Source organism: Streptomyces sp. NPDC050085 (assembly GCF_044460595.1).
Classification (GTDB): Bacteria; Actinomycetota; Actinomycetes; order Streptomycetales; family Streptomycetaceae; genus Streptomyces.
Genome location: NZ_JBITJZ010000004.1, coordinates 31,168 through 57,410, shown reverse-complemented (window position 1 = coordinate 57,410; position 26,243 = coordinate 31,168). Strand labels below are relative to the sequence as shown.

Below are 26,243 nucleotides of genomic sequence, written 5' to 3'. Positions count from 1 at the left end.
GGCTTTTCGCGGGTGACCCTAGAACAGCCTGAGCTTGTCGTCCTCGATGCCCCGCATCGCGTCGTAGTCGAGCACGGTGCAGCCGATGCCCCGGTCCGTCGCCAGGACGCGGGCCTGGGGCTTGATCTCCTGGGCCGCGAAGATGCCGCGGACGGGAGCGAGGTGCGGGTCGCGGTTCAACAGCTCGAGGTAGCGCGTCAGTTGCTCCACGCCGTCGATCTCGCCGCGGCGCTTGATCTCGACGGCGACGGTCTGTCCGTCGGCGTCGCGGCACAGGATGTCGACGGGCCCGATCGCCGTCATGTACTCGCGGCGGATCAGCGAGTAGCCCTCGCCGAGCGTCTCGATGCGGTCGGCGAGCAGCTCCTGAAGGTGTGCTTCCACGCCGTCCTTGATGAGGCCCGGGTCGACGCCGAGTTCGTGCGAGGAGTCGTGAAGGATCTCCTCCATCGTGATGATGAGTTTCTCGCCCGCTTTGTTGATGACGGTCCACGTGCCCTCGTCGTCGCCCGTGCCCTCCTTCAACGTGCAGGGCGGGGACATCCAGTTGAGGGGCTTGTAGGCCCGGTCGTCCGCGTGGATGGAGACGCTGCCGTCCGCCTTCACGAGGATCAGGCGGGGGGCCGACGGGAGATGGGCGGTGAGCCTGCCCGCGTAATCCACGGAGCAGCGGGCGATGACAAGACGCATGGTCGGCAACGCTACTCGACACCCACTGGTCCACGCACTTCGCCCCAGTAGGCCCCCGTTCGTTATTGGCCGGTTGTGTGCGAACCGGGCGCTCTACGCCCTGTTGCCACCGGGATGCGTTGCTTACCGTAGAAGCAGGAGGTCGCGGCGCGTGCACGCTGCGTGTTCGGAGGGTCGTACGGCCGTGGGCTCCTGGCCTGTCCGTCAACCCCCGCGCCGCGGGGGTGCGAGAGGAGTACCCATGTCGCTCGACGTCTCACCGGCACTGTTGGAACAGGCCGAGCGAGGCGAGGTTGACGAAGCGGACTTCGTCGACTGCGTCCGGACCTCCCTGCCTTACGCGTGGGAGATGATCAGCTCCCTGGTGGCCCAGCTGAAGGTCGACGGCGGAGAGTTCGCCGACAACCAGACGCCGCCGCCGGACGAGCAGGCACGTGGGCAGTTGCTGCGTGCGCTCGCGAGTGACGCGATACGTGGCGCACTGCAGCGGCACTTCGGTGTGCGGCTCGCTTTCCAGAACTGCCACCGGGTCGCGGTGTTCCCGCAGGACCCGGCGGTGGACGGGACGCTGGCCCGCTTCACCTCGGCCCGCAACCAGCTGCTCAACCAGTCACCGGAGCTTCGTGACTGCTGACGGCTGATGCCGTAGTTCCACTGCCTGTCGTCCCGTGCGCGGGAGGTGCATCTGTACGGGACGGCAGGCATTGCGGCTCAACTGCGGGTGAGGTCAACCCAGTTGGGGCAGGACCTCGGCGCCGAGCCGTCGCACGTTCTCCTCCGTCGCCGCGAGGTCGCCCGAGCCCTCCACGAGCAGGGCGAACCGGGAGATGCCGGTCCGCTCCGACGTGGCGGCGAGCCGGTCCGCGCACAACTGCGGGGTGCCGACCGGGTGCAGACCGCACAGCAGCTCCGTGTACGCGCGCGGGTCGCGCATCGCCCGCTTCCGTCCGTCGACCGTCACATGGGCGTCCAGGCCCTGCTTCAGCCAGCCCGGCATCGCCTTCAGGAGTGCCTCCGCGGCCTCCGTCCCGCGGTCACTGATCTGGGCGACACCGGCGGACACGTGGGGCGCGGAGAGGATCTCCTCGGGCGAGCGTCCGGCCTCGCGCGCGCAGCGCCGCCACAGGGCGACCATCTCCGCCTTGTCCTCGTCCCCGCAGTGCATGCCGAGCAGCATCGGAAGCCCGCGCTCGGCGGCGAGCCGCACGCTCTTGGGCGACGTACAGGCGACGACGACCTCGGGACCCGCCGGGTCCGTGCCGCCTATCGCCTCCGCGGGGCGGGGCACGACGGGGACCTCCCGGAAGGCGAATCGATCCCCCTCGCCCGCCACACGGGATGCGCGAAGCCAGCGCAGGAGCAGGTCGAGCGATTCCGGGAAGCCCTGCTCGTACGCCTCCAGGCCCGCCCCGAACACCTCCAGGTCCACCCACGGTCCGCCCCGCCCCACGCCCAGCGAGAACCGCCCGCCCGAGGTGAGGTGCAGCAGCGCCGCCTGCTCGCCGAGGGCCACGGGATGGGCGGTCGGCAGCACGCTGACCGCGGTGCCGACCCGGATGCGGTGGGTGCGGCCGAGCAGCAGCGCGGCCAGCGTGATGGCCGACGGGCACGTCCCGTACGGCACGAAGTGGTGCTCGGCGAGCCACACCGCGTCCAGGCCCGCCTCTTCGGCCACCTCGGCCGACCGCACCGCGCGGTGCAGTGCCTCCCCCTGGCCCTGGCCCGGGAACTGAGCGGCCAGTACAAAAGTTCCTACGCGCATCGCACTCCTGCCTCCTTGGCACCGACGCGGGCACTCCCCCTGTAAGGCATTAACGGTTGGCAAGTGCCAAAGACACGGCTTGGCATGAAGATTGGCAGATTTTCCGGAGAATCTCGGCGGGGGTGCAAGGGGTGAGCCCGGCGAGTACCCCTGAGCCGTCGGCGTACGCTTGACCCGACCCCCTACCCCGTACGTACACCCCGTGAGGTGAGCCGTGTCCCCGCGTCGCAACCGCCCGAAGGCCGCCGGGTCGTCCACCGGCAGCAGCGAGGACGAGGGGCGGCGCTACGGCGGGTTCCAGTCCACCGAGAGCTGGCAGGGCGAGGAGTGGAGCGTGCGCCACGTCGCGGGGGCGAGCGCCGCCGGCAAGACGTACCGCTGCCCCGGCTGCGACCAGGAGATCGCGTCCGGGGTCGCGCATGTCGTGGCCTGGCCGGAGTTCGGCGGCGTGGACGACCGGCGGCACTGGCACAAGGCGTGCTGGAACGCGAAGGACCGCCGCACCACGAAGGTGCAGCGGTCCAGGAACGCGCCCCGGTACTGACCGGGAACGCAGAGCAACTGCCTTACACGTCGCGGCTGTTGAGCGTCGCGAACGCGCCGCCGATGGCCACGCCCGTGATCACGAGGATGATCCACAGCGGGTCCCAGCCGGTCGGGCCCGAGTCGGAGCCGGACACCGCGTTTCCGTAGAGCACCGCGAGCTGGCTCGGGACCGAGTACTCGAACAGGGCCTGCTGCAGGTCCTTCAGCGACTCCGAGAACATGAACATCGCGAGCACCAGCGGCAGCAGCACGACGCCGATCATGATGGTGATCGCGCCCGCCGAGTGCCGCACCAGCGTGCCCATGGCGAGGCCGAGCAGCCCGAGCAGCGCGACGAACAGGCCGACGCCGACGGTCGCCTTGAGCCAGGCCGAGCCGTCCGGCGACTCCACGTCCAGGATGCTCACCTGGAGCGCGCCGACCACGCCCGCGAGGACCGTGGTCAGGACGAAGACGAGGCCGAAGAAGACGATCGCCTTGGCGGCGAGCACCCGGCTGCGGCTGGAGCAGGCCGTCATCGTCGTACGGATCATGCCCGTGCCGTACTCCGACGCGATGGTCAGGACGCCGAGGGTCATCACGCAGATGCTGCCGAGCAGCACACCGAAGAAGCCGAGGCCGAGCACCTCGTCGGAGTTGGGCTTCGTGGTGTCGGCGGCGGAGACGACCGCCGCCGAGGCCAGGCCGATGCCGAGCATCAGCACGATCATCACGCCGAGCGTCCACATCGTGGAGCGCACGGAGCGGATCTTCGTCCACTCCGAGGCGAGTGCGTCGCCGAGGTGCGCGCGGCGCACGGGGATCGGCGAGGTGTACCCGGGTCCGGCCGGGGCCGCCTGCCAGTCGGGCGTCGCCGGGGGCTGCTGCGGGGCGGCGTAGGGCGGGGGCGGCGTGCTCATCGGGCGTCCTTGTCCATGGTCGTCGGGGCCGGGGCCGGGGCCGGGGCCGGGGTCGGGGCCGGAGCGGCGGCGGGCGGCTGCGGCGCGGGCGGAGCGGCCGCGTACGGGTTCTGCTGGTCCGCGACCGGCTGCTGCTGAAGGGGCTGCGGCTGCGCCTGGGGCGGCGGCGGGGCGTACCAGCCCGGCTGGCCCTGGCCGGGCACCGGCATGTGCTGCTGCGGCGGCATCATGCCCGGCTGCATCGGCTGCACCGGCTGCTGCAGGCCCGCCCGCTGGTCGATGGTGGAGCGGTAGTCGACGGCGCCCTGCGTCATCCGCATGTACGCCTCCTCCAGCGACGCCTGGTGCGGGGAGAGCTCCCAGAGGCGGACGTCCGCGCCGTGCGCGAGGTCGCTGATGCGGGGCAGCGGCAGGCCCGTGACGCGCAGCGCCCCGTCCTGCTCGGGCAGCACCTGGCCACCGGCCTCGGTCAGCGCGGCGCTCAGCTTCTCGCGCTGCTGCGGCTCGCTGTCGGGGGTACGGACCCGGGCGAAGTCGGCCGAGTTGTGCGAGATGAAGTCCCTGACGCTCATGTCGGCGAGCAGCTGCCCGCGCCCGATGACGATCAAGTGCTCGGCGGTGAGCGCCATTTCGCTCATCAGGTGCGAGGAGACGAAGACCGTACGGCCTTCGGCGGCGAGCGACTTCATGAGATTGCGGACCCAGAGGATGCCTTCGGGGTCGAGCCCGTTGACCGGCTCGTCGAAGAGCAGGACCTGCGGGTCGCCGAGGAGCGCGGCCGCGATGCCGAGCCGCTGGCCCATGCCGAGCGAGAAGCCCTTGGAGCGCTTCTTGGCGACTTCCTGGAGGCCCACGACGCCCAGCACCTCGTCGACCCGGCGGGCCGGGATGCCGGCCAGCTGGGCCAGGCACAGCAGGTGGTTGCGGGCGTGCCGGCCGCCGTGCATCGCCTTGGCGTCGAGCAGCGCGCCGACCTGGCGCGGCGCGTTCGGAAGCTTGCTGTACGGGTAGCCGCCGATGGTCACGTGACCGGACGTCGGCTGGTCGAGGCCGAGGATCATGCGCATCGTCGTCGACTTGCCCGAACCGTTGGGTCCGAGGAAGCCGGTGACGGTCCCCGGCCGTACCTGGAAGGAAAGGTTGTACACGGCTGTCTTCGCGCCGTAGCGCTTCGTCAGGCCGACTGCCTCGATCATTCTCCGCACCCATCGGAAGGTTCTGCCCCGGCCGGACGAGCGCGGGACGTCGGGGCGCACGCCCCCCGTAAGGCTTAGGAGGATATCCGGGAGCTGACGGTTCCGGCCAAGAGTGAGTAAAGGGTTCAGTGGTGCACGGCCAGTGCGCGGAGCAGCCGCGTGCCCTCGTCCCGTACGTCGGCACGGGCGGCGGCCCGGCGTACCCAGTCCGCCGGGGTCGGCCCGAGCAGGGTGTGCAGTGCCGGGGTTCCGGCCATGAGGGCGGTGAGCAGAGCCGCCTGGTCGCCGCCGCCGGGGCGCGGGCCACCGGTGGCGGGATCGCGCAGGACGCCGTGCTCACTGACGTACAGCTGGAGTCCGGGGACGGGGGCGTCGGGGACCGGCAGCCGCTGGTAGTTGGGCAGCTCGGTGGCGTCGACGGCCGCCAGCTGGGCGGCGTCGAGCCAGGAGACGACGAGCGTGCGGACGGCCCCGGGCTCGTCGTACGGGGCCGCCGCCACGTATCCGTTGCGCCCGATGTGGGCGGAGCAGCCGACGCCGATGCCGCGCACGGTCATCGGCACCATCGGCACGGCCACCGGCAGCCCGAGCCGCCCGAGCTTGTGCGCGACCTGCGCCGGGGAGGCGTTGGAGCCGACGGCCAGGACCGGGGTGCGGTCCGTGGTCCAGCGGGGCAGGTCACCGGGGTCGAGGTCGTGGAGCTCGTCGCCGAGCAGCAGGGAGGGGGCCGTCACCGGACGGCCCGGGTAGGTGAGCGGGGCCAGGGCGGGGACCGTGTCGTAGCCGAGGGCCTCGAGGGTGCGGAAGGTGCGGAGGGTGCGGCCGGGTTCCGTGTGCGCCATGGCGCCGCAGACTAGCCCGCGCCCGCGTCAGGCGTCCCGCTTCTTCAGCAGGACGTAGCCGACGAGCAACGACGCGGCGACCCACACCAGGAGGATCGCGAGGCCGCCCAGGGGGCCGTAGGGGACGTCGTCGTTCGGCGTGACGACCTGCATCATGCGCTGGCCCGCCTGGTCGGGGAAGTAGCGGGCGACCTTCTTGGTGGCCGAGACGCTGTTGAGGATGGGGGAGACCAGGAAGAAGAACGGCATCAGGATGCCGAGGGCCAGCATGGGGGAGCGGAGCATCGAGGCGACGCCCATGGAGAACATCGCCATCAGGGTCATGTAGAGGGCGGCTCCGAGGACGGCGCGCAGGACGTTCGGTGCGCTGAGCGTCGTGTGGTGGTCGCCCAGCATCGCCTGGCCGAGGAAGAACGAGGCGAAGGCCGTGATCAGCGCGACGACCAGGGTGAGCAGCGCCGCGACGGCCACCTTGGAGAACAGGTACGTGCCGCGCTGCGGGACCGCCGCGAGCGAGGTGCGGATCATGCCCGTGCTGTACTCGCTGGCCACCACGAGGACCCCGAAGACCACCAGGGCGAGCTGGCCGAGGCTGAGTCCGGAGAACGAGATGAACGTCGGGTCGAAGGTCAGCTTGTCCTCGACGGACAGGTTCTTGAAGTCGTTCTTGGTCAGCGCGCTGATCAACGCGCCGAGCCCGACCGAGAAGATCACGGCGAGGGCGAGCGTCCACGCCGTCGAGTTCACTGACTTGATCTTGGTCCATTCGGACCGGAGGACCTGCGCCGCGGGCATCTCAGGCCCCCTTCTTGTCGTTGTTCTGCCAGGTCTCGCCCCAGCCCTGCGGCGGCGCGGGCTGCGCACCGCCGTCGACGGGCGTGCCGGTGTGCGCGTGGTACTCGACCGACTCCGCCGTCAGCTGCATGAACGCCTCTTCCAGCGAGGCCTGCTGGGGGCTGAGTTCGTGCAGGACGAGCTGGTGGCTCGCGGCGAGCTCGCCGAGCTGCTCGGGGGAGCCGCCGTCGACCTCCAGACAGCCGTTGCCGGACTCGACGACCGTGATGCCCGCCTGGTGCAGGACGTCGAGGAGGCGCTCGCGCTGCGGGGAGCGCAGACGCACGTAACTGCGCGAGTTGTCGCGGATGAAGTCCGCCATGGAGGTGTCGGCGAGCAGGCGGCCCTGGCCGATGACCACCAAGTGGTCGGCGGTGAGCGCCATTTCGCTCATGAGGTGCGAGGAGACGAAGACGGTGCGGCCCGCCGCCGCGAGGGACTTCATCAGGTTGCGGATCCAGTGGATGCCCTCGGGGTCGAGCCCGTTGACCGGCTCGTCGAACATCAGGATCTGCGGGTCGCCGAGGAGGGCGCCCGCGATGCCGAGCCGCTGGCCCATGCCGAGCGAGAAGCCCTTGGCCTTCTTCTTCGCGACCGCGGTGAGGCCGACCGTGTCCAGGACCTCGTTGACGCGGCTGCGCGGGATGCCGTTGGACTGCGCGAGGCACAGCAGGTGGTTGAAGGCGCTGCGGCCGCCGTGCATCGCCTTGGCGTCGAGGAGCGCCCCGATGTACTTGAGGGGGTCCTTCAGCTGGGCGTAGTGCTTGCCGTCGATGCGCACGGTCCCGGCGGACGGGTTGTCGAGGCCCAGCATCATGCGCATGGTGGTCGACTTGCCCGCGCCGTTCGGTCCGAGGAAGCCGGTGACGATGCCCGGCCGCACGGTGAACGTCAGATTGTTGACGGCCGTCTTCTCGCCGTACCGCTTGGTCAGCCCCTCGAGCTCGATCATGGAGCCACGCTAAAACGGGCAAAAGCCCCCTGCCACTTAGATGGGGCAGGGGGCTCTGGCCTTGACGCTGGATCGGACGCCCGGTCGGACGCCGGATCGGACTAGCGGGACTGCTGCGCGGGCACCCCGCGCGAGATCGGCTCGTCCTCGACCGGCGCACCGGCGGCGGCGACAGCCGCACCCGTGAGCGTGGCCAGCATTTCGCGCACGTTCGTCAGCTGGGCGTTGATCGAGTCGCGGCGGTTCGTCAGCGCCGCCAGCTCGCGCTCCGATTCGCTGCGGATACGGTCCGCCTTGGCGTTGGCATCGGCGACGATGTCCTCGGCCTGGCGCTGCGCGGTCTCCACCGTCTGCCGGGCACGACGCTCGGCGTCGGTGCGCAGCTTCTCCGCCTCGAGACGGAGCTGCTCGGCGCGGTGCTCGATCTCCGCGAGGCGCTTCTCGGCCTTGGCCTGACGCGATGCCAGGTCGCGCTCCGACTGCTCGCGGCGCTTGGCCAGGTTCGTCTCGAAGTCCGCGGCGGCCTGGGCGGCCTTGGCGCGGGTCTCCTCGAAGAGGGCGTCGGCCTCCTCGCGCTTCTGCTGCGCGTCCTTCTGGGCCTCGGTGCGCAGCGCGCCCGCCTCGCCCTTGGCCTTCTCGACGATCCGGACGCCCTCGTCCTCGGCCTTGGACTTGCGCTCGGCGGCGAACGACTCCGCGTCGTTGCGCACCTGCTGGGCCGCCGACTCGGCGAGCTCGCGGTGCTGCTCGGCGGCCCGGCGGGCCTCCTCGCGCAGGTCCTTCGCCTCCTCCTCGGCGAGGCGGAGGATCTTCTCGACGCGGGCGCCGAGGCCGGCGTACGACGGCTCCGCGTCGTTCACCTGCGCCTGTGCGTTCTGCGTCTCGAGGTGGAGTTCCTCGATGCGCTTTTCCAGAGCAGTGATTCGAGCAAGAGCGCTGTCACGGTCGGAGACGAGCTTGGAGATTCGTTCGTCCACCTGAGCGCGGTCGTACCCACGCCGCACAAGCTCGAAGCCGTAGGGGGAAGTGTCGCTCATGGGGTTCCTGTCGAATGAGACCGGTGAGGTGATAGAGGGAATCCTAGGGGTCCAAGCGGCGTGTCATCGAGCAGATGCCCGTTTGATCTGGCTTCAGCTCTAGAATGTCACCCCTTTTGAGTGGCGTGGCGGCGGAGTACTTGCCAGATGAAGGGCCGAAGGTCCTTGCTGAGCACGTCAGTTGCCCTCCTGGCTAGCCCTCGGCGCCCTTGCCACTCGAACGTGTGGCCCCTGCCGTCGCGCCCGCCTTGACGCCACCCGCGGCGGAGCCGCTATTGGATGGCGTCTTGCCCCCGCCGGACGGCGCCTCAAAAGATTCCAACGCCTCCAGCACGTCCTGGACACGGGAGATCTCGGCATTGATGTCCTCGCGCCGACGGACCAGCACGTCCAGCTCGCGCTGACCCTTTTCGATCATGGCCGCGGCCTCGACTTCCGCGTCGGCCTTGATCCTTTCGGCCTCGCGCGTGAGATCGGCCTTTTTCTGCTCGGCCTCCTTGAGCAGCCCCTCGGCCTTTTTCACGGCGGCGATACGGACCTTGCCGGCCTCCGAATTGGCGTCGTTGAGCAGGTCCTTGGCCTTGGTCTGCGCCTCGGTCAGCTGCTCCTCCGCGGCCTTGACCAGCGCGTCGCACCGCTCGCCCGCGTTCTTCATGGCCTCCGCCGACTCGCGGCGCGCGTGCTCGTGCAGCTCCTCGATCTCGCCCGTGATGCGGTCGCGCAGCTCCTCGGCGCGCTCCCTTATCTGGGTCGCGTCCCGGCGGGCGCCGACGAGCAGTTCGTCCGCATCCGTACGGGCCTTCTCCACCAGCGCGTTGCCCTCGACCGTGCCCTCGGAGATCAGGCGGTCCGCCTCCGTGCGGGCCGCGCCGACCATCGTGTCGGCCTGCGCCTCCGCGTCCGCCGTCGTCTTCTGCGCCGCCTCCTGGGCCTCGCGCGTCAGCTTGTCGGCCTCGGCGGCGGACTCCGTGATGAGCTTGTCGACCTGCTCCGCGGCCTCCGTACGCCGCCTGTTGGCGTCCTGGCGGGCCTCGTCCAGGGTGCGCTCGGCCTCGTCGCGCGCGGCCGTCGTGATGCGCTCGGCCTCCTGCGCGGCGTCCGCCTTCACGCGCTCGGAGTCCGTGCGGATCCGCTCGGCGTGCTGCTGCGCGGAGGCGACCGTCTCGGCGGCCTCGGCGCGCAGCCGCTCCGCGTCCCCGGTCGCGTCCGAGATCAGCTTCTCGGCCTTCGCCACGGACTCGGCGCGCAGCCGGTCCGTCTCGGTCTGCGTCTCGGTGGTCAGGCGCTCGGCCTCGGACGTCGCCTCGGTGATCAGGGTGTCGGCCTGCGCGGCCGCGTCCGACCTGATCCGGTTGGCGTCCTCGCGGGCCTCGGCGCGCGTACGGGAGGCGTCCTGGTCGGCCGAGGTCCGCAGGTCCGCGACCTCCGTGCGCACCCGCTGGGCGTGCTCGGAGGCGTCCGAGCGCAGCCGCTCCGCCTCCGCGATCGCGTCCGAAACGGTGCGCTCCGCAAGGGACTTGGCGGCCTCCGACTCCGTGGTGGCCTCGGCACGGACCCGGTTCGCGTCCTCGGCGGCGCGCTCGCGCTCCGCGTACGCGTCCGAGCGGACCCGGTCGGCCTCCTCCTGCGCCTCCTGCTTCGTGCGCTCCGCCGCGTGCTCGGCGGCGCTGCGCAGTCCGGAGATCTCCTCCTGCGCCTGCTCCTGCAGCCCGGCCACCGAGTCGCGGACCTGCTGGGCGGTCTGCTCGGCGGCGGACACCAGCTCGGTCGCCCGCCGGTCGGCCTCCTCGACGAGGCGCGTCGCCTCGGTCTGGGCCTCCTCGACGCGGGCGCGGGCGACGGCGAGCAGCTCCTCGCTCTGCTCGCGGGCCCGCTCGCGCTCCTGGTCGGCCTCCTGGCGCGCGCTGCCGAGCGTCTCCTCGGCCTCGCGGCGCCTGCGTCCGGCCTCCTCCTGTGCGGCGGCCAGCGTCTCGGCGGCCTCCGCGGCGATCCGCTCGGCCGCGGACTGCGCCTCGCCGCGCATCCGGTCGGCGGACTCCTGCGCCTCGGTCTTGAGCCGCTCCGCCTCGGCCGCGGCCTCGGACCGCAGGCGTACGGCGATGTTCTCCGCCTCGGAACGGGTCGTCGAGGCGTCCGACGCGGCCTCCGTGCGCAGCCGCTCGGCCTCCGCCTCGGCCTGCGCCTGCAACGTCCGTACGCGCTCGGCGGCCTCGGTGCGCAGCCGCTCGCTCTCGTCGGCGGCCTCCTTGCGCAGCCGCTCCGACTCGGTGCGCGCGTCGGCGAGCGTCGTCTCCGACGCGGTCAGCCGCTCCTCGGCCTCCGTGTGCAGGCGGGTCAGCTCGCGGGCCGCCTCCTCCTGCCGGGCGTCGAGGGCGCGCTCCGTCTCCTCCTTGAGGGCCTGTGCGGCGCGCTCCGCCTCGGCCCTGGTGGCCTCGGCCTGCTCCTCGGCCTCGGTGCGGTACCGCTCGGCCTCCGCGCGCGTGCGCTCCAGCGTCTCCTCGGCCTGCTTGCGCAGCGACGTGGCCCGCTCGACGGCCTCGGTCCGTACGCGATCGCTCTCCGCCTCGGCCTTGGCACGCAGCTCGTCGGCGTCCGTGCGCGCCTTCGACAGCAGTTCCTCGGCGGTCTTGGCCGCCTCCTCGATCTGCTGGACGGCCTCGCGACGGGCCTCGGCCCTGATCCGCTCGCCCTCCTCGACGGCCTCGGCGCGCAGCTGCTCGGCCTCGCCGCGCAGGCGCCGCGCCTCCTCCTGCAGCTCGACCGTCTTGGCGCGGTACTCCTTGGTGTCGTCCTTCGCCGCGCCCTTGAGCTGCTCGGAGATGTCATGCGCCTCGGCGCGCAGCCGGTCCGCCTCGGCCTCGGCCTCCGAACGGATCCGCTCGGCCTCCTCGGTGGCGGCCCGCGTCGTCGACTTCGCTTCCTCGGACGCCTTGTTGAGCACGTCCTCGGCGGTGCGGGCGGCCTTCGCGAGCTCGCCCGCGGTCTCCTCCGCCGTGACCGTACGGGCCTTCTCCTTGGCCTGCGCGATCACCTTCTCGGCCTCGGCGCGGGCGTCGGCGACGACCTGCTCGGCGTCCGCCTTGACGGTCTCGGCCTCCTTGGTGGCCTCCGCGACGAGGCGGGCCACCTGCTCCTTGGCCGTGCGCGTGCGCTGCTCGTTGGCCGACTCGGCGCTCGTGAGCTGCTTGGTCGCCGCTTCCTTGGCCTCGCTGAGCACCTTCTCGGCCTCGGCGCGTGCCTCGCGCAGCGCGGTGTCCGCCTCGGCGATCTTCTGCTCGGCGGCCCGGCTCAGCTCGGAGGCCCGGCGGCGCGCCTCGTCCGACTCGGCCGTCGTCGACGTACGCAACTGCTCGGCGTGGTCGGTGGCTTCCTGGGCCTGCGTCGACGCCGCGTTCAGCAGGCGCTCGGCGTCCTGCCGTGCGCGGGCCAGGAGCGCCTGGGCCTGGGAGGTGGCCTGCTCCGCCTCGCCGCTCAGCCGGCGGCTGGCCTCGGCGGCGACGCGCTCGGCCTCGGCGCGGGCGGTGGCGAGCGCCTGCTCGGCCTCGGCGCGGGACTCGTCGAGCAGCCGGCGGGCCTGCTGCTCGGTGCGGGCGCGCAACTGCTCGGCCCACTGCACGTTCTCGTTGACGTGGTTCTCGACGGTGCGGCGGCGCTCGGCCAGCTCCTGGTCGAGCTGCTGGCGCCGGTTGACCGCCTCGCTGTGCAGTTCCGCCTGGAGACGGGCCTGCTGCTCCGCGTGCTCCTGGAGGATGCGCTGCGTCTGCGCGCGGGCCTCGCGCAGCTCGCGCTCGGCGTCGGCGCGCAGCTGCTCGGCCTGGATCTGGGCGTTGCGCAGCAACTGCTCGGCCTGGTAGCCGATGTCGGCGCCGTCATAGGCAGGGCGGGACGCGAGGTTGCGCCGCGCCTCGTGCAGCTTGGCGCGCAGCACCTCCACCTGGTAGCCCAGGTCCTCGGCGTGCTGGACGGCCTTCTCCCGCTCGGTCTTCAGCCGGTCCATCTCGGCTTCGAACCGCGAGAGATGGTCGGTCTCAGCCGGCTTGTGGCCGTCCTGGCTCTCGTAGCCCCGCACTGCGCGGTCCCATCCGTCCCCTGGTCGCAAGTTCTTCCTTACGAGCCCCGACCGTCCGCCGAACGGGGCCCCCGGGGAATGGTGTCAGATCGACAACGACGGCGCAGTCGGTGCCCCGGGCTCACTGGTTGCCGCCCGACTGCCCCGACCTTCGTCCCCCGAAACCCGGACCCCGGCCCACGGCTGCCCCGTCATGCCCGCTTGCATCCGCTCGCACGCGACAGCCGCCCCCCAACCCTACCGGCCCGAGTAACGGGAGGTCAGTGCTCCACCGATCCCTGTGGTGCTGCGGTGACGAGTTCGGTCAGCACGCCGTGGCAGTCCTTGGGGTGCAGGAACGTGATCCGCGACCCCATCGAACCCCGCCGCGGCTCCTCGTACAGCACGCGTACGCCCTTGTCCTTGATGGCGTCCGCGTCCGCGTCGACGTCCGCCGTACCGAAGGCGATGTGGTGCACGCCCTCGCCGTTCTTGGCCAGCCACTTGCCGACCGCGGAGTCCTCCCGGGTCGGTTCGAGGAGCTGCAGGTAGGAGGCGCCCCCGTCGCTGGTCTCATTGATCTTGAGCATGGCCTCGCGCACGCCCTGCTCCTCGTTGACCTCGGAGTGGAACACCTCGAAGCCGTACGTGGCCTTGTAGAACTCGACGGTCGCGTCGAGGTCGTGACAGGCGATCCCGATGTGGTCGATTCGCGTCAGCATGTTGTAAGTGCAGCGCGGTTCGCGGCGGTTACGCAACGTGCGCGCGATCACATTCTTCGGCCGGTGACGTGCGGCGTACCGCTCAGTACATTCGGGTAAACCCTCGTTCACTCCTCATTTCCAAGGGGCCGTGCCTCATGTCTGGAACGACCGGTACCACCTCAGTGATCGTCGCGGGCGCACGTACGCCCATGGGACGACTGCTGGGTTCGCTCAAGTCCTTCTCCGGAGCCGACCTCGGCGGCTTCGCGATCAAGGCCGCCCTCGACCGTGCGGGGATCGGTGGCGACCAGGTGCAGTACGTGATCATGGGCCAGGTGCTGCAGGCCGGGGCAGGGCAGATCCCGGCACGCCAGGCCGCGGTCAAGGGCGGCATCCCGATGAACGTCCCGGCGCTCACCATCAACAAGGTGTGCCTGTCGGGCCTCGACGCGATCGCGCTCGCCGACCAGCTGATCCGCGCCGGCGAGTTCGACGTCGTCGTGGCCGGCGGCCAGGAGTCCATGACGAACGCGCCGCACCTGCTCCCCAAGTCCCGCGAGGGATACAAGTACGGCGCGATCGAGATGCTCGACGCGATGGCGTACGACGGGCTGACGGACTCCTTCGAGAACATCCCGATGGGCGCCTCGACGGAGAAGCACAACACCCGCCTCGGCATCGCACGCCCCGAGCAGGACGAGGTCGCGGCGCTCTCCCACCAGCGGGCCGCGGCCGCGCAGAAGAACGGCATCTTCGAGGCCGAGATCACCCCGGTCGAGATCCCGCAGCGCAAGGGCGACCCGGTCCTGTTCAGCAAGGACGAGGGCATCCGCGCCGAGACGACCACCGAGTCCCTCGGCAAGCTGCGCCCGGCCTTCGCCAAGGACGGCACGATCACCGCGGGCACCTCGTCGCAGATCTCGGACGGCGCCGCCGCCGTGGTCGTGATGAGCAAGGCCAAGGCGCAGGAGCTCGGCCTGGACTGGATCGCCGAGATCGGCGCGCACGGCAACGTGGCGGGCCCGGACAACTCGCTCCAGTCGCAGCCGTCGAACGCCATCGCGCACGCCCTGAAGAAGGAGGGCATCGCGGCCGACGACCTCGACCTCATCGAGATCAACGAGGCCTTCGCGGCGGTCGCCGTGCAGTCAATGAAGGACCTCGGCGTGTCCTCGGAAAAGGTGAACGTCAACGGCGGCGCGATCGCCCTCGGCCACCCGATCGGGATGTCCGGCGCCCGTATCGTGCTGCACCTCGCCCTCGAGCTGAAGCGGCGCGGCGGCGGTGTCGGCGCGGCCGCGCTGTGCGGCGGCGGCGGTCAGGGTGACGCGCTCATCGTGCGGGTACCCAAGGCGTAACCGTCATTTGTTCGTACGGGCATGAGTGAACGGAGCTGTTGATGCAGGACGTCCCCACCCTGGTCGCCCAGGCGAGAGAGGGCAGGCCGCGGGCCGTGGCCCGGCTGATCTCGCTGGTGGAGGGGGCGTCCCCGCAGCTGCGCGAGGTCATGGCCGCACTCGCCCCGCTGACCGGGAACGCGTACGTGGTCGGGCTCACCGGATCACCCGGCGTCGGCAAGTCGACGTCGACGTCGGCGCTGGTGAGCGCGTACCGGCGGGCCGGGAAGCGGGTCGGCGTCCTGGCCGTCGACCCGTCGTCCCCGTTCAGCGGCGGCGCGCTGCTCGGCGACCGTGTCCGGATGTCCGACCACGCCTCCGACCCCGGCGTCTACATCCGCTCGATGGCCACGCGCGGCCACCTCGGCGGCCTCGCGTGGGCCGCGCCCCAGGCGATCCGGGTCCTGGACGCGGCGGGCTGCGACGTGATCCTGGTCGAGACGGTCGGCGTCGGTCAGTCGGAGGTCGAGATCGCCTCCCAGGCCGATACGAGCGTCGTGCTGCTCGCCCCCGGCATGGGCGACGGCATCCAGGCGGCCAAGGCCGGAATCCTGGAGATCGGCGACGTGTACGTCGTCAACAAGGCGGACCGGGACGGCGCCGACGCCACCGCCCGCGAGCTCAACCACATGCTCGGGCTCGGCGAATCCCGCGCGCCCGGCGACTGGCGCCCGCCGATCGTGAAGACCGTCGCGGCGCGCGGCGAGGGCATCGACGAGGTCGTCGAGGCGCTGGAGAAGCACCGTGCGTGGATGGAGGAGCACGGCGCACTCACCGAGCGCCGCGCCGCGCGGGCCGCCCGCGAGGTCGAGACGATCGCGGTGACGGCCCTGCGCGAACGCATCGGCGACCTCTCCGGCGACCGCCGCCTCGGCGCACTCGCGGAGCGGATCGTGGCGGGGGAGTTGGACCCCTACCGGGCGGCGGACGAGCTGGTGGAGGGACTCACGACGGGGGGCTGACCCCGGTCGGCCAGTCGCCAGCCCTCAGCCGTCAGTCGCCAGTCGTCAGTCGTCAGTCGTCAGTCGCCAGTTGTCAGTCGTCGTCCGACGTGCGGTCCGGGGTGACCGCGCCCGACCGGACGTCCACGTGCCAGTCCTGCTGGGCCCCGTTCGCCGACGTCGTCTCGACCTCCCAGACGCGGACCGAGCCGTCGTCGTCGGCGTCCACGGACGTCACGGTGCCCTTGGCGGCCCCGGCGAGCGCGGCGTCCCGCGCCGACGTCGGCACGTTCTGCAGGGCCTTCGCGACGCGCGCCGGGTCCCCGTCCCCGTCGCGCGAGACGTGCGAGCCGAGCACCTTGCCCGTGCCCGGGTCGACGTCGACGTGGTGCCAGCGGTGGTCGGCGCCCGCGATGTCGACCTCCCAGACCAGGCGGCCGTCGTCGGAGTCGAGGTCGGCGCCGGTCGCGACGCCCCGCGTGTTCTTCAGGGCGGCGGCGATCGCGTCCTCGGCCTTCACCTCGGCGCCCTTGGCCTCGGCGGCGTTCTCCTGCGCGTCGCTCACGCCGTCGTCCTCGACGTGCACGCTGGACCGGGCGGCGTCGGAGTCCGAGCCGGAGACGGCGACCGCGGTGGCGGCGCCTCCGCCGAGCAGCGCGACGGCGGTGACGGCGGAGATGACGGTGGTACGGCGCTTCATGAGGTCGGTCCCTTCGTCGGGTTCGTTGGGTACCAACCTGCCCGAGTGATCCTGAAGCCCCGCTGAAGAAGCCTGAAGGATCCTTCAGGAACGGCCTGCCACCCTTGCTCACATGCGCCCACCCGTCTCCCACCACCACCCTGCCCGAGGCGCTGCGCGCCGCCCCTTTCGATTCCTGATCGTGGAGGACGAGAAGCGGCTCGCCCTGTCGCTCGCCAAGGGACTGACCGCCGAGGGCTACGCCGTCGACGTGGTCCACGACGGGCTCGAAGGACTGCACCGCGCGAGCGAGTCCCCGTACGACCTGGTCGTCCTCGACATCATGCTGCCCGGCCTGAACGGCTACCGGGTCTGCGCCGCCCTGCGCGCCGCCGGCAACGACGTACCGATCCTGATGCTCACCGCGAAGGACGGCGAGTACGACGAGGCGGAGGGGCTCGACACGGGCGCCGACGACTACCTGACGAAACCGTTCTCGTACGTCGTCCTCGTCGCCCGGGTCAAAGCGCTGCTGCGGCGCCGCGGGAGTGCGGGCGGCGCGAACCCCGTGCGCACCGTCGGGCCGTACGAGGTGGACACCGCGGCCCGCCGGGTCACGCACGTCGAGGAGGGTGAAGTCGCCCTGACCGCAAAGGAGTTCTCCGTCCTGGAGCAGCTCGTGACGCGCGCCGGCGAAGTGGTGTCCAAGGGCGACATCCTCGAGCACGTGTGGGACTTCGCGTACGAGGGCGATCCGAACATCGTCGAGGTCTACGTCAGCGCCCTGCGCCGCAAGCTCGACGCCTCGCTCATCCGTACCGTGCGCGGCGCCGGTTACCGGCTGGAGATCCCCAGGTGAGGCGGGTCTTCGGCTCGGTCAGGGCGCGCGCGGCGCTGGCCGCCACCCTGGTGGTCGCGGTCGCTCTCGTGGTGGCGGGGGCCGCCGTCCTGCTCGCCCTGCGCGCGAACCTCACCGAGCAGGCGGGCAACGCCGCCGACTCCGCGGCCCGCCGCGTCGCCACGTCCCTGGCCACCGGCACCGCGCCCGACGCCCTCGACCTGGACGACGACCGGCCGGTCCAAGTCGTGGGCGACAAGGGCACGTTGCTGGCCGTCTCCGACGACCTGGAGCGGATCACGGGTACGGGCACGACGGACGTACGCCCGGCAGCGGCCGCGCCCGCCGGTGACGGCGACGACAGTGACGACGGTGACGACGACCCCGGCAACGGGAAGGTCTCCGACAAGACCGCCTACACCGACGGCACCGCGACCGTCGACGGCGACAGCGCCGACCACCGGTTCGCGGCGGTCGAGGTCGAGGACACCGCGTACGGCGATCTGACGGTGTACGCGGGTGCGCCCCTGTCCGCCGAACAGAGCGCTGTGGCAACGGCGTTGACCGCGATGCTGATCGGATTCCCGGTGCTGCTCGTGGTGGTCGGTGGCGTGACGTACCTGGTGACCCGGCGCGCGCTGCGGCCCGTCGAGGGCATCCGTGCGGAGATGGCCGCCATCACGGCCTCCCGGGACCTGGCCCGTCGCGTACCGGAACCGGACACGCACGACGAGGTCGCCCGCCTGGCCCGGACGACGAACGAGACGCTCGCCGCGCTCGAGGACTCCGTGGAGCGGCAGCGCCGGTTCGTCGCGGACGCCTCGCACGAGCTGCGCAGCCCGATCGCGAGCCTGCGCACACAGCTCGAAGTCGGCGCCGCGCACCCGGAGTTGCTCGATGTGGAGGGCGCGGTCGAGGACACCGTACGCCTGCAGGAACTCGCCGCCGATCTGCTGCTGCTCGCCCGGCTCGACGCGGGGGAGAAGCCGGGTGGCGCCGAGGTCGATCTCGCGGCCCTCGTCCGTGAGGAGGTGTCCCAGCGCGCCGGCGACCGGATCCCCGTGACCGTACGTACGTCGGCGACCACCGCCCATGTCGCGGGATCCCGGGGCCAGTTGGCGCGCGTGCTCGGCAATCTCCTGGACAACGCGCAGCGGCACGCCCGCACAGCCGTCCGCATCACGCTTGCCGTGGAAGGGAGTCGGGCGACGCTCGCCGTCGCCGATGACGGGGACGGGGTGCCCCGGGCGGAGCGGGAGCGGATCTTCGAGCGGTTCGTACGGCTCGACGACGCGCGGTCCCGGGACGGCGGCGGGGCGGGTCTCGGCCTCGCCATCGCCCGGGACGTGGCCGTCCGGCACGGTGGCACGCTGACGGTGCGCACGGCGCCGGACGGCGGAGCCCTGTTCGAACTGGGGCTCCCGGTGTGCTAGTTGAGCGCGTCTCGCGCGGGGTCGCGGAGAAGGTCGGCGGTCCGCCGCGGCCCCGGGGGATTCGCAGGTGTCACGGTTTGCCGCGCTGCGAACGCAGGTGGTCGGCGATCGGGCCGAGCGCCTTGCTCAGGCCGCCGAGGTCTTCCGGCGACACGAGGTCGACGAAGTGCCGGCGCACGGACGCCACGTGGTGCGGGGCGACCTTCTGCATGGTCTCGAGGCCGAAGTCGGTGAGCACGGTGTACAGGCCGCGCCGGTCCGACTCGCAGTTCTCGCGGCGCACCAGGCCCGCGTTCTCCATGCGGGTGATCTGGTGCGAGAGGCGGCTCTTGGACTGCAGGGTCGCCGCAGCCAGATCGCTCATCCGCACCCGGTGGTCCTCGGCCTCGGAGAGGTTCACCAGGATCTCGTAGTCGTTCATCGTCAGGCCGAAGGGCTGGAGGTCTCGCTCCAGCTGGTAGTTCAGCAGCCTGTTGACCTCCAGGTGGGTGCGCCAGGCGCACTGTTCCTCGTCGGTCAGCCACGGCGTGGCCGTTTCGGTCTCCATGAAATCGATTCTACCTAAGAAGTTGAAAGGCGAACAAACGGGAGTGGGTCACGCGTTCGACGTCACACTCCGCAGACTACCGCTCACAGCCCGAAGCGACGCTGGAGGTCTCCCAGCTGTCCGGGAAGGCGCGGTGCCTGTGGCTGACCTGTGCCCATGCCCGGTCCGCCGCCCGGAACGCCCGCCTGGTGAGGCACGTCACCCGTGGCCAGCTCCGGCATCAGCGCCTCGCTGGACTGCAGCAGTACGGTCCCGGCGCCCACGAACTCGAACTGGTGCTCCTCGCCGGAGACCCCGCCGACGCCCGTCATCGCACGTAGACCGCCGATCACGCCCGTCAGATACCCGTGGTCGTAGTGGTGGCACGGCGACGGGCAGTCCGCCCAGCCGACGAGCGCCTGCGGGTCCACGCGCAGCGGCGGTTCCATGAACACCACCGGCCCGTTCGAGGCCGCCACGAATTTGCCGGTGCCAATGAGTGTGAGAAAGCCGGGCACGATCGACTGCTTGAGCGCGAGAGTTGGCTGAAAAGCGAGCAGATTGCCCGCCCGGATGGTCAGATTGCCGTCATCCAGGTCGTACGAGTTCACGTCGAAGGCCCGGTCCGCGAGCAGCATCTTGCCGCTGCCCTCCGCGACCACCCAGTCGCTCGCGTGCAGCGGCGAGTGGAACGACGTACGGACGAGACGGTCGAGGCGGCCGTGCCCGATGCCGTTGAACTCCATGCGCCCGTAGTAGGCGATCATCTTGCCCTTCTGCAGGAACCACTGGCTGCTCTTGAGCTCCACGCAGAAGGTGTAGTTGTTGACGTTGTCGTCGACCGGCAGCGTCATCGGGTCGTACACGACAGGACCGCCCGCCATGTGGGGTGTCACAGCTTCTCCTCCGACGCCTGGACGTACACCGCACCGCTCCCGCTGAGCTCCAGCTGGAACGCCTCGCCGCTGCCGCGGCCCACCATGTCCCGCCAGCCCAGCGCCGTGGACAGCTTGTTGCGCACGTCGCCGTGGTGCGCGACGTAGGCCTGCGGGTCGACGTGCACCTCGCGGCCGGGTGTGATCGGGACCTCGATGACCCCGCCGTGCGCCATGACGGCGACCGCCCCGTGCCCCTTCAGCGTCGTCGTGAACAGGCCCTGTCCCGTGACCTGGCCGCGCACCATGCCCATGACGCCGCCCTGCGAGCCCATGAACATGGTTCCCTGCTGCAGCGCCCCGTCGAAGGCGAGCAGCCGGTCCGCCTCGACGTACAGGGTGTCGCCGGACAGATGGATCACCTGGACGTGGTGGCCGCCGTGCCCGAACAGGACGGTCCCGCTGCCCTCCACCGTCATCAAGGGGGTCGCCTCATTGGCCACCCGCCGGCCGAGCATGGACATCAACCCCCCTTGCCCGCCTTGGACGTTGGGGGTGAAGGAGACGTCGCCGCGGTACGCGAGCATCGCGCCGCGCTGGCTGTAGAGCCGCTGCCCGGGGACGACGGTCACCTCGACCATCTTCGAATTGATCTCACGGAAGTCCGACGGCATCTCACACATCCCCGGCGATCGTGTTGCGCTCACTGGGCTGTACGTAGACGAGCCCGTCGCCCTCGAAGAGGATCTGGAATGCCTCGCCGCCGCCCTCCCCCAGGAAGGTACGGAAGGTGACTCCCGACTGGAACGACTGGTGCAGATTTCCCTGGTGCGCGATGTAGGCGCCCGGGTCCACGGTCAGCGGGTAGTCGCGGCTGACGCGCAGCACGACCGCGGGCCCGTCGCTCATGATCGCGGCCTGGCCGTGGCCCTCGACCGTGGTCGTGAAGAGGCCGTTGCCCTGGGAGGCGCCGCGCATCCCCGTGAACGTCGTGCCGGTCCGCAGCCCCGCGTCCGTGCACAGCAGGTTGCTCGCCTCGACGTACAGCTTGTCCCCCTGGAGCTGCACCAGGTTGATCTCGCTCGCCCGGTCCGCGAACCAGCAGGTGCCCTGCCCCTTCACCTCCATCACGGTCATCTGCTCGCCCGTGATGCGGCGGGTCACCATGCCCCGTATCCCCTCGCCACCCCCGCTCAGCTTCTTGAACGTCATCCGGCCGTCGTAGGCGACCATCGCGCCGTTCTTCGCCTTGACGCTGTCGCCCGTCATGTCGACGGCCAGCATCTTGCTGCCCTGAAGTCGGAACGTTGCCACGACGTCGAAGGTAGCTGGCAGGGGGAGCCCCCCGACAGGGCCCGAAAGACCCGATGCCACAATGGGGAACGCTTGTGCGCGCATTCACAAGATCAATCAGTTCTCCCGTCAGCCCCCGCTCTCCGCTTCTGCCGAAGGTGCCCCGTGGACATCAAGACAGCCTCCGCCCTCCGCCGCCTCCGCTTGGTCTCCGCGCCCGAGGCCGTCTCGTTCATCCTCCTGCTCGTCTGCTCGGTGCTGAAGCGGACGACGGACTTCGACGCGGTGCCGGTGATGGGCATGGTGCACGGCGTCCTGTTCATCCTGTACGTGCTCTTCTGGCTGGACGCCTGGAACCGTACGAAGTGGACCTTCGGCAAGGCCGCGCTCTACTTCGTCCTGTCCGTCCTGCCCACCGGCGGTTTCTTCGCCGAGCGCAAGCTCAAGCGCGAGGCCGAGAACGCCGTGAACGCAGCGATCGCCTCCCGCGCCCGCAAGGAAGGCGTGGTCAACGCATGATCGTCGCCTTCTCCGTGACCCCGCTCGGGGTCGGCGAGGACGTGGGGGAGTACGTCGCCGACGCGGTCCGCGTGGTCCGCGAGTCCGGCCTGCCGAACCGCACCGACGCGATGTTCACCTCCGTCGAGGGCGAGTGGGACGAGGTCATGGACGTCGTCCGGCGGGCCGTCGCGGCGGTGGAGGCACGCGCTCCGCGGGTCTCGCTGGTGCTCAAGGCGGACATCAGGCCGGGTGTGACGGACGGATTGACGTCCAAGGTCGCGACGGTGGAGCGACACCTCTCCGCGTAGCCGCGCGTGCTCGTCGCCGGCCCGGTGCCCCGAGGGGGTGCCGGGCCGTTCTGCTGACACGGGGTCACCCGGGGGTGTTGATACCTCACTCGTACGCCCCTTCTGGTTCGACACGCCGAGGAATCTCACCTTTTGTGAGGGTATCGGCACGCTGGATCACCAGAACCTGGAGGGCGCTGTGCGGCCTGAGGGCTATGACTACGACACCTACAGCAGGCTTGCGGGGCCGCTCACCGAGCCGCCGCGCGACGGCAGCTACAAGGTGCAGTACATATCGCTGCTCTCGCGTGAGCCCCACCGAATACGCGCTGTCCTGCTGATGAGCCTGGCACCTGTGCTCACCGCGGTGCTCCTCGTGTATCTCGTGTGGCCCACCCACTGGGTGGAACGCGAGGGCGGCGACCGCTGGCTCGTCTCGCTCGACATCGCGATGCTCGTCGCGATCGGGCTCATCGAGCTGTTCATGCTCATCAACGTCCTGTCCATCGCCCACGCGACGATGGTCGCCAGGGACCCCGTCCCGGTCGTCGCCGAACCCGGCACCCGCGTCGCGTTCCTGACGACGTACGTCCCCGGCAAGGAACCCCTCGCGATGGTGCGGGCCACCCTCGAGGGCGCCGTCCGCCTCAGGCACGACGGGCCGCTGGACGTGTGGCTGCTCGACGAGGGCAACGACGTCTCCGCGAAGGCCCTCTGCGCCGAACTCGGCGTGCGGCACTTCACCCGCTTCGGCGTCCCGGAGTGGAACCAGAAGAAGGGCCCCCACAAGGCCCGCACCAAGCACGGCAACTACAACGCCTGGCTCGCGATGCACGGCGACGACTACGACTTCTTCGCCTCCGTCGACACCGACCACGTGCCGCTCCCCGAGTTCCTGGAGCGCATGCTCGGCTACTTCCGCGACCCGGACGTCGCGTTCGTCGTCGGCCCGCAGGTGTACGGCAACTACGACTCCCCGGTCACCAAGGCCGCCGAGTCGCAGCAGTTCCTCTTCCACGCGCTGATCCAGCGTGCGGGCAACCGCTACCGGGCGCCCATGTTCGTCGGCACCAACAACGTCGTACGGATCTCCACGCTCCAGCAGATCGGCGGGCTCGTCGACTCCGTCACCGAGGACATGGCGACCGGCTTCGAGATCCACCGGCACAAGAATCCGGGCACCGGACACAACTGGCGCTCCGTCTACACCCCCGACGTGCTCGCGGTCGGCGAGGGGCCCGCCTCCTGGACGGACTTCTTCACGCAGCAGATGCGCTGGTCGCGAGGGACGTACGAGACGCTGTTCAAGCAGTACTGGAAGGCACCGTTCACGATGCCGCCCGGGCGCCTGTTCTCGTACACCATGATGCTCGTCTACTACCCGATGACGGCCGTCAACTGGCTGCTGGGCGTGCTGAGTTGTGTGCTCTTCCTGTGGTTCGGGGCGAGCGGCACCGAAGTCTCCGCCTCCGTGTGGCTCATGCTCTACAGCGACGCGGCCGCCCTCCAGATCGGGCTCTACCTGTGGAACAGGCGGCACAACGTCTCGCCCCACGAGCCCGAGGGCTCGGGCGGACTCGCCGGGATGGCGATGTCGGCGATCTCCGCGCCGATCTACCTCAAGTCGCTGGGCGCCGCCCTGCTGCGCCGCCCCAGCCGCTTCGTCGTCACCCCCAAGGGCGGTGACGCCAGCCCCGACCGGCTGCTGACGTTCCGCATCCACCTCTTCTGGGCGACCGTGCTCGCCGCGTCCCTCGCGGCCTCCGTCGTCCTCGTCCACACCCATGTGGCGATGCGCACGTGGGCGGTGCTCGCCCTGTGCATCGCGCTCGCGCCGGTCGTGGTGTGGGCCGTCGGCCGGCGCCGCACCGCCCCCGCCGCGGAGGCCGAACCCGAGCCGGCGGCCCTCGCCGCCGTCCCCGCGAGGGTGACCAGCACGAGCACAGGAGGGAACTGACCCGATGGCACCGTTTTCCTACAAGCCCTCGAAGCGGACGAAGAAGACGGTCCTGGGCGCGGGCGGCATCGCCCTCCTCCTCGGCCTGAACGCCCCCGCGGCGTGGAACTTCGCCTCCGAGCAGTACTACGACTGGAAGATCACCCAGCCCGGGTACCAGGCCAAGTACGGCTCCTGGTCGTCGGTCGACATCCCCGACCAGTACCGCACCAACGCCATCCACGCCGCGCTCCTGCACACCGGCAAGGTGCTCATCGTGGCCGGGTCGGGCAACGAGCAGAAGAAGTTCGACGCGGGTTCCTTTGACACCGTCCTGTGGGACCCGAAGGCCAACACCTTCAAGAAGATCGCCACCCCCGAGGACTTCTTCTGCTCGGGGCACGCCCAACTCCCCGACGGACGCATGCTGGTGGCGGGCGGCACCGCCCGCTACGAGCTGCTCGACGGCGAGGTCAAGCGGGCCGGCGGCGGCATGCGCGTCAAGAACGAGAGCCCCGACAAGGTGATGGTCCTGAAGAAGGGGACCAAGTTCCGCTCCCCGTCGGGTGTCGAGTACGTGTCGAAGTTCGACGTGACCGTGCCCAAGGCCAAGCGCGTCAACCACATCACGTACAACGCGGCCGGCGTCATGCAGCCGTGGCGGACGACGGTCAAGGCGAGCGAGGCCCGCGTCTTCGTCGAGGCGGCCGCGGACGGCAAGCAGTTCGTCACCGACAAGCAGGCCCAGTACGAGATCGAGGGCCTCAAGGGCGACGACGCCGACAACGTCTACGGCCTCTCCGAGAAGATCACCATGGACAAGCAGGACTTCCAGGGGATCAAGGCGGCCTACGAGTTCGACCCCGTCGCCGAGAAGTACGTACCCGTCGACCCGATGGCCAAGGCCCGCTGGTACCCGACGCTGGTCGGTCTCGAGGACGGCAAGGTGCTCGCTGTCTCCGGACTCGACGACGTCGGCGTCATCGACCCCGGCGACAACGAGATCTACGACCCGAAGACCAAGAAGTGGACGATGGGTCCCAAGCGGTACTTCCCGACGTACCCGGCCCTCTTCCTGACCAAGGGCGGCAAGCTCTTCTACCCCGCTTCCAACGCCGGGTACGGGCCCGCCGACAAGGGCCGCGAGCCGGGTCTGTGGGACCTGAAGACCAACAAGTTCGAGAAGGTGCCCGGGCTCACCGACCAGGACGAGACGGAGACCTCGGCGTCCCTGCTGCTGCCCCCGGCGCAGGACCAGAAGGTCATGATCATGGGCGGCGGTGGCGTCGGCGAGTCCAAGAAGGCGACGTCGCGCACCGCGGTCATCGACCTGAAGGAGGACAACCCGTCCTTCAAGACGGGGCCCCAACTCCCGCAGGGCACCCGCTACTTGAACAGCGTCATCATGCCGGACGACTCCGTCTTCACGTCGAACGGCTCCAGTGACTACCGCGGGCGCAGCGCCAGCAACATCCTCAAGGCGCAGTTCTACGACCCCAAGGAGAACGTCTTCCGCGAGGCCGCGTCCCCGAAGGTCGGGCGCAACTACCACTCGGAGGCGCTGCTGCTGCCCGACGGGCGGGTCGCCACGTTCGGCTCCGACCCGCTCTACGACGACCAGCAGAACACCAAGCTGGGCCACTTCGAGCAGCGGATGGAGATCTACACGCCGCCCGCGCTGCACCGCGGCGGTGACAAGCGCCCGGTGCTCGGGGCGGGTCCCGAGGAGCTGGCGGACAACCACAAGGCCACGTACAAGACGGATCATCCGGACCGGATCGTCAAGGCCCGGCTGATGCGGCCGTCCGCCGTGACGCACACGACGGACGTGGAGCAGCGGTCGATCGAACTGGGCCTGACCAAGGGCAACGGTTCCGTGACGGTCGACGTCCCCAAGGACCGGGCGCTGGTGCCGCCGGGGTGGTACATGCTGTTCGCGACGGACGCGGACGGGGTCTCTTCCGAGGCCAAGTGGATCCAGGTGAAGTGAGTCTCAGGCCGTGCTGGTGAGCGGGTCCCGGGGCGCT

The 26,243-nt window shown here is 70.6% G+C and carries 25 protein-coding genes; 10 read left to right on the top strand and 15 right to left on the bottom strand.

The window, feature by feature from the left end; translation table 11 throughout:
- Window positions 1-18 precede the first annotated feature (18 nt).
- On the bottom strand, window positions 19-690 hold the full coding sequence (gene nucS, locus ACIBUY_RS16330; protein WP_365563169.1) for an endonuclease NucS: 672 nt from the start codon (window positions 688-690) through the stop codon (window positions 19-21).
- A 241-nt stretch (window positions 691-931) separates the two neighbouring features.
- Here nucS and ACIBUY_RS16325 point away from each other — a divergent pair, with 241 nt between their 5' ends.
- Window positions 932-1,324, top strand: a complete 393-nt coding sequence (locus ACIBUY_RS16325) for an SCO5389 family protein (RefSeq protein WP_365563172.1) — start codon at window positions 932-934, stop codon at window positions 1,322-1,324.
- Between the two features lie 93 nt (window positions 1,325-1,417).
- Here the strand turns inward: ACIBUY_RS16325 and ACIBUY_RS16320 are convergent, their stop codons facing one another.
- Window positions 1,418-2,452, bottom strand: coding sequence for an LLM class flavin-dependent oxidoreductase (locus ACIBUY_RS16320; RefSeq protein WP_399152897.1), 1,035 nt, complete (start codon window positions 2,450-2,452; stop codon window positions 1,418-1,420).
- Window positions 2,453-2,666: 214 nt separating this feature from the next.
- Between ACIBUY_RS16320 and ACIBUY_RS16315 the strand changes: the two genes are divergently transcribed.
- On the top strand, window positions 2,667-2,996 hold the full coding sequence (locus tag ACIBUY_RS16315; RefSeq protein WP_365563177.1) for an ATP/GTP-binding protein: 330 nt from the start codon (window positions 2,667-2,669) through the stop codon (window positions 2,994-2,996).
- A 22-nt stretch (window positions 2,997-3,018) separates the two neighbouring features.
- Here the strand turns inward: ACIBUY_RS16315 and ACIBUY_RS16310 are convergent, their stop codons facing one another.
- The 8 genes from ACIBUY_RS16310 to mce all read right to left on the bottom strand — a co-directional run bounded on the left by ACIBUY_RS16310 (window position 3,019) and on the right by mce (window position 13,528).
- Window positions 3,019-3,897 carry an ABC transporter permease gene (locus ACIBUY_RS16310; RefSeq protein ID WP_365563179.1) on the bottom strand — a complete coding sequence of 293 codons (879 nt, stop codon included), beginning with the start codon at window positions 3,895-3,897 and terminating at the stop codon, window positions 3,019-3,021.
- The gene (locus ACIBUY_RS16305; RefSeq protein WP_399152896.1) at window positions 3,894-5,093 is read right to left on the bottom strand and encodes an ABC transporter ATP-binding protein; all 1,200 of its coding nucleotides are present in this window, start codon (window positions 5,091-5,093) and stop codon (window positions 3,894-3,896) included. The genes ACIBUY_RS16310 and ACIBUY_RS16305 overlap by 4 nt, the downstream gene beginning before the upstream one ends.
- Before the next feature lie 125 nt (window positions 5,094-5,218).
- The gene (locus ACIBUY_RS16300; protein WP_365563185.1) at window positions 5,219-5,935 is read right to left on the bottom strand and encodes a hypothetical protein; all 717 of its coding nucleotides are present in this window, start codon (window positions 5,933-5,935) and stop codon (window positions 5,219-5,221) included.
- Between the two features lie 27 nt (window positions 5,936-5,962).
- On the bottom strand, window positions 5,963-6,730 hold the full coding sequence (locus ACIBUY_RS16295) for an ABC transporter permease subunit (protein ID WP_365563187.1): 768 nt from the start codon (window positions 6,728-6,730) through the stop codon (window positions 5,963-5,965).
- Window position 6,731: 1 nt separating this feature from the next.
- On the bottom strand, window positions 6,732-7,721 hold the full coding sequence (locus tag ACIBUY_RS16290; RefSeq protein ID WP_399152895.1) for an ABC transporter ATP-binding protein: 990 nt from the start codon (window positions 7,719-7,721) through the stop codon (window positions 6,732-6,734).
- A 101-nt stretch (window positions 7,722-7,822) separates the two neighbouring features.
- A complete protein-coding gene (locus ACIBUY_RS16285) occupies window positions 7,823-8,758 on the bottom strand; it encodes a cellulose-binding protein (protein ID WP_365563193.1) in 936 nt (311 codons plus the stop codon).
- Between the two features lie 193 nt (window positions 8,759-8,951).
- The gene (scy, locus tag ACIBUY_RS16280; protein WP_399152894.1) at window positions 8,952-12,827 is read right to left on the bottom strand and encodes a polarized growth protein Scy; all 3,876 of its coding nucleotides are present in this window, start codon (window positions 12,825-12,827) and stop codon (window positions 8,952-8,954) included.
- Window positions 12,828-13,087: 260 nt separating this feature from the next.
- On the bottom strand, window positions 13,088-13,528 hold the full coding sequence (mce, locus tag ACIBUY_RS16275) for a methylmalonyl-CoA epimerase (RefSeq protein WP_365563199.1): 441 nt from the start codon (window positions 13,526-13,528) through the stop codon (window positions 13,088-13,090).
- 137 nt (window positions 13,529-13,665) lie between these two features.
- Here mce and ACIBUY_RS16270 point away from each other — a divergent pair, with 137 nt between their 5' ends.
- The gene (locus tag ACIBUY_RS16270) at window positions 13,666-14,868 is read left to right on the top strand and encodes an acetyl-CoA C-acetyltransferase (protein ID WP_365563201.1); all 1,203 of its coding nucleotides are present in this window, start codon (window positions 13,666-13,668) and stop codon (window positions 14,866-14,868) included.
- 41 nt (window positions 14,869-14,909) lie between these two features.
- Window positions 14,910-15,869, top strand: coding sequence for a methylmalonyl Co-A mutase-associated GTPase MeaB (gene meaB, locus ACIBUY_RS16265; RefSeq protein WP_365563203.1), 960 nt, complete (start codon window positions 14,910-14,912; stop codon window positions 15,867-15,869).
- A 73-nt stretch (window positions 15,870-15,942) separates the two neighbouring features.
- Here the strand turns inward: meaB and ACIBUY_RS16260 are convergent, their stop codons facing one another.
- Window positions 15,943-16,548: a PepSY domain-containing protein gene (locus ACIBUY_RS16260; RefSeq protein WP_365563205.1), complete on the bottom strand. Its 606-nt coding sequence runs from the start codon at window positions 16,546-16,548 to the stop codon at window positions 15,943-15,945.
- A gap of 112 nt (window positions 16,549-16,660) precedes the next feature.
- Between ACIBUY_RS16260 and ACIBUY_RS16255 the strand changes: the two genes are divergently transcribed.
- On the top strand, window positions 16,661-17,386 hold the full coding sequence (locus ACIBUY_RS16255; protein ID WP_365563208.1) for a response regulator transcription factor: 726 nt from the start codon (window positions 16,661-16,663) through the stop codon (window positions 17,384-17,386).
- Complete coding sequence (locus ACIBUY_RS16250) at window positions 17,383-18,798, top strand: HAMP domain-containing sensor histidine kinase (protein WP_365563210.1); 1,416 nt, start codon at window positions 17,383-17,385, stop codon at window positions 18,796-18,798. Before ACIBUY_RS16255 ends, ACIBUY_RS16250 begins: the two co-directional genes overlap by 4 nt.
- Window positions 18,799-18,868: 70 nt before the next feature.
- Here ACIBUY_RS16250 and ACIBUY_RS16245 read toward each other — a convergent pair whose 3' ends face one another.
- The 4 genes from ACIBUY_RS16245 to ACIBUY_RS16230 form a co-directional block, all read right to left on the bottom strand.
- The gene (locus tag ACIBUY_RS16245; RefSeq protein WP_365563212.1) at window positions 18,869-19,345 is read right to left on the bottom strand and encodes a MarR family transcriptional regulator; all 477 of its coding nucleotides are present in this window, start codon (window positions 19,343-19,345) and stop codon (window positions 18,869-18,871) included.
- 83 nt (window positions 19,346-19,428) lie between these two features.
- Window positions 19,429-20,208: an AIM24 family protein gene (locus tag ACIBUY_RS16240; protein ID WP_365563307.1), complete on the bottom strand. Its 780-nt coding sequence runs from the start codon at window positions 20,206-20,208 to the stop codon at window positions 19,429-19,431.
- 8 nt (window positions 20,209-20,216) lie between these two features.
- Window positions 20,217-20,882: an AIM24 family protein gene (locus ACIBUY_RS16235; RefSeq protein ID WP_399152893.1), complete on the bottom strand. Its 666-nt coding sequence runs from the start codon at window positions 20,880-20,882 to the stop codon at window positions 20,217-20,219.
- On the bottom strand, window positions 20,875-21,513 hold the full coding sequence (locus tag ACIBUY_RS16230; RefSeq protein WP_365563215.1) for an AIM24 family protein: 639 nt from the start codon (window positions 21,511-21,513) through the stop codon (window positions 20,875-20,877). The genes ACIBUY_RS16235 and ACIBUY_RS16230 overlap by 8 nt, the downstream gene beginning before the upstream one ends.
- 144 nt (window positions 21,514-21,657) lie before the next feature.
- On the opposite strand from ACIBUY_RS16230, the gene ACIBUY_RS16225 reads away from it, so the two are divergent.
- The 4 genes from ACIBUY_RS16225 to ACIBUY_RS16210 all read left to right on the top strand — a co-directional run bounded on the left by ACIBUY_RS16225 (window position 21,658) and on the right by ACIBUY_RS16210 (window position 26,206).
- On the top strand, window positions 21,658-22,011 hold the full coding sequence (locus tag ACIBUY_RS16225) for a DUF3817 domain-containing protein (protein WP_365563218.1): 354 nt from the start codon (window positions 21,658-21,660) through the stop codon (window positions 22,009-22,011).
- Window positions 22,008-22,301 (top strand): MTH1187 family thiamine-binding protein, encoded by a 294-nt coding sequence (locus ACIBUY_RS16220; RefSeq protein WP_365563221.1) that lies wholly within the window; start codon window positions 22,008-22,010, stop codon window positions 22,299-22,301. The genes ACIBUY_RS16225 and ACIBUY_RS16220 overlap by 4 nt, the downstream gene beginning before the upstream one ends.
- Window positions 22,302-22,479: 178 nt before the next feature.
- Window positions 22,480-24,237: a cellulose synthase catalytic subunit gene (locus ACIBUY_RS16215; RefSeq protein WP_365563222.1), complete on the top strand. Its 1,758-nt coding sequence runs from the start codon at window positions 22,480-22,482 to the stop codon at window positions 24,235-24,237.
- Between the two features lie 4 nt (window positions 24,238-24,241).
- Window positions 24,242-26,206 (top strand): kelch motif-containing protein, encoded by a 1,965-nt coding sequence (locus ACIBUY_RS16210; protein WP_365563225.1) that lies wholly within the window; start codon window positions 24,242-24,244, stop codon window positions 26,204-26,206.
- Window positions 26,207-26,243: the final 37 nt, after the last annotated feature.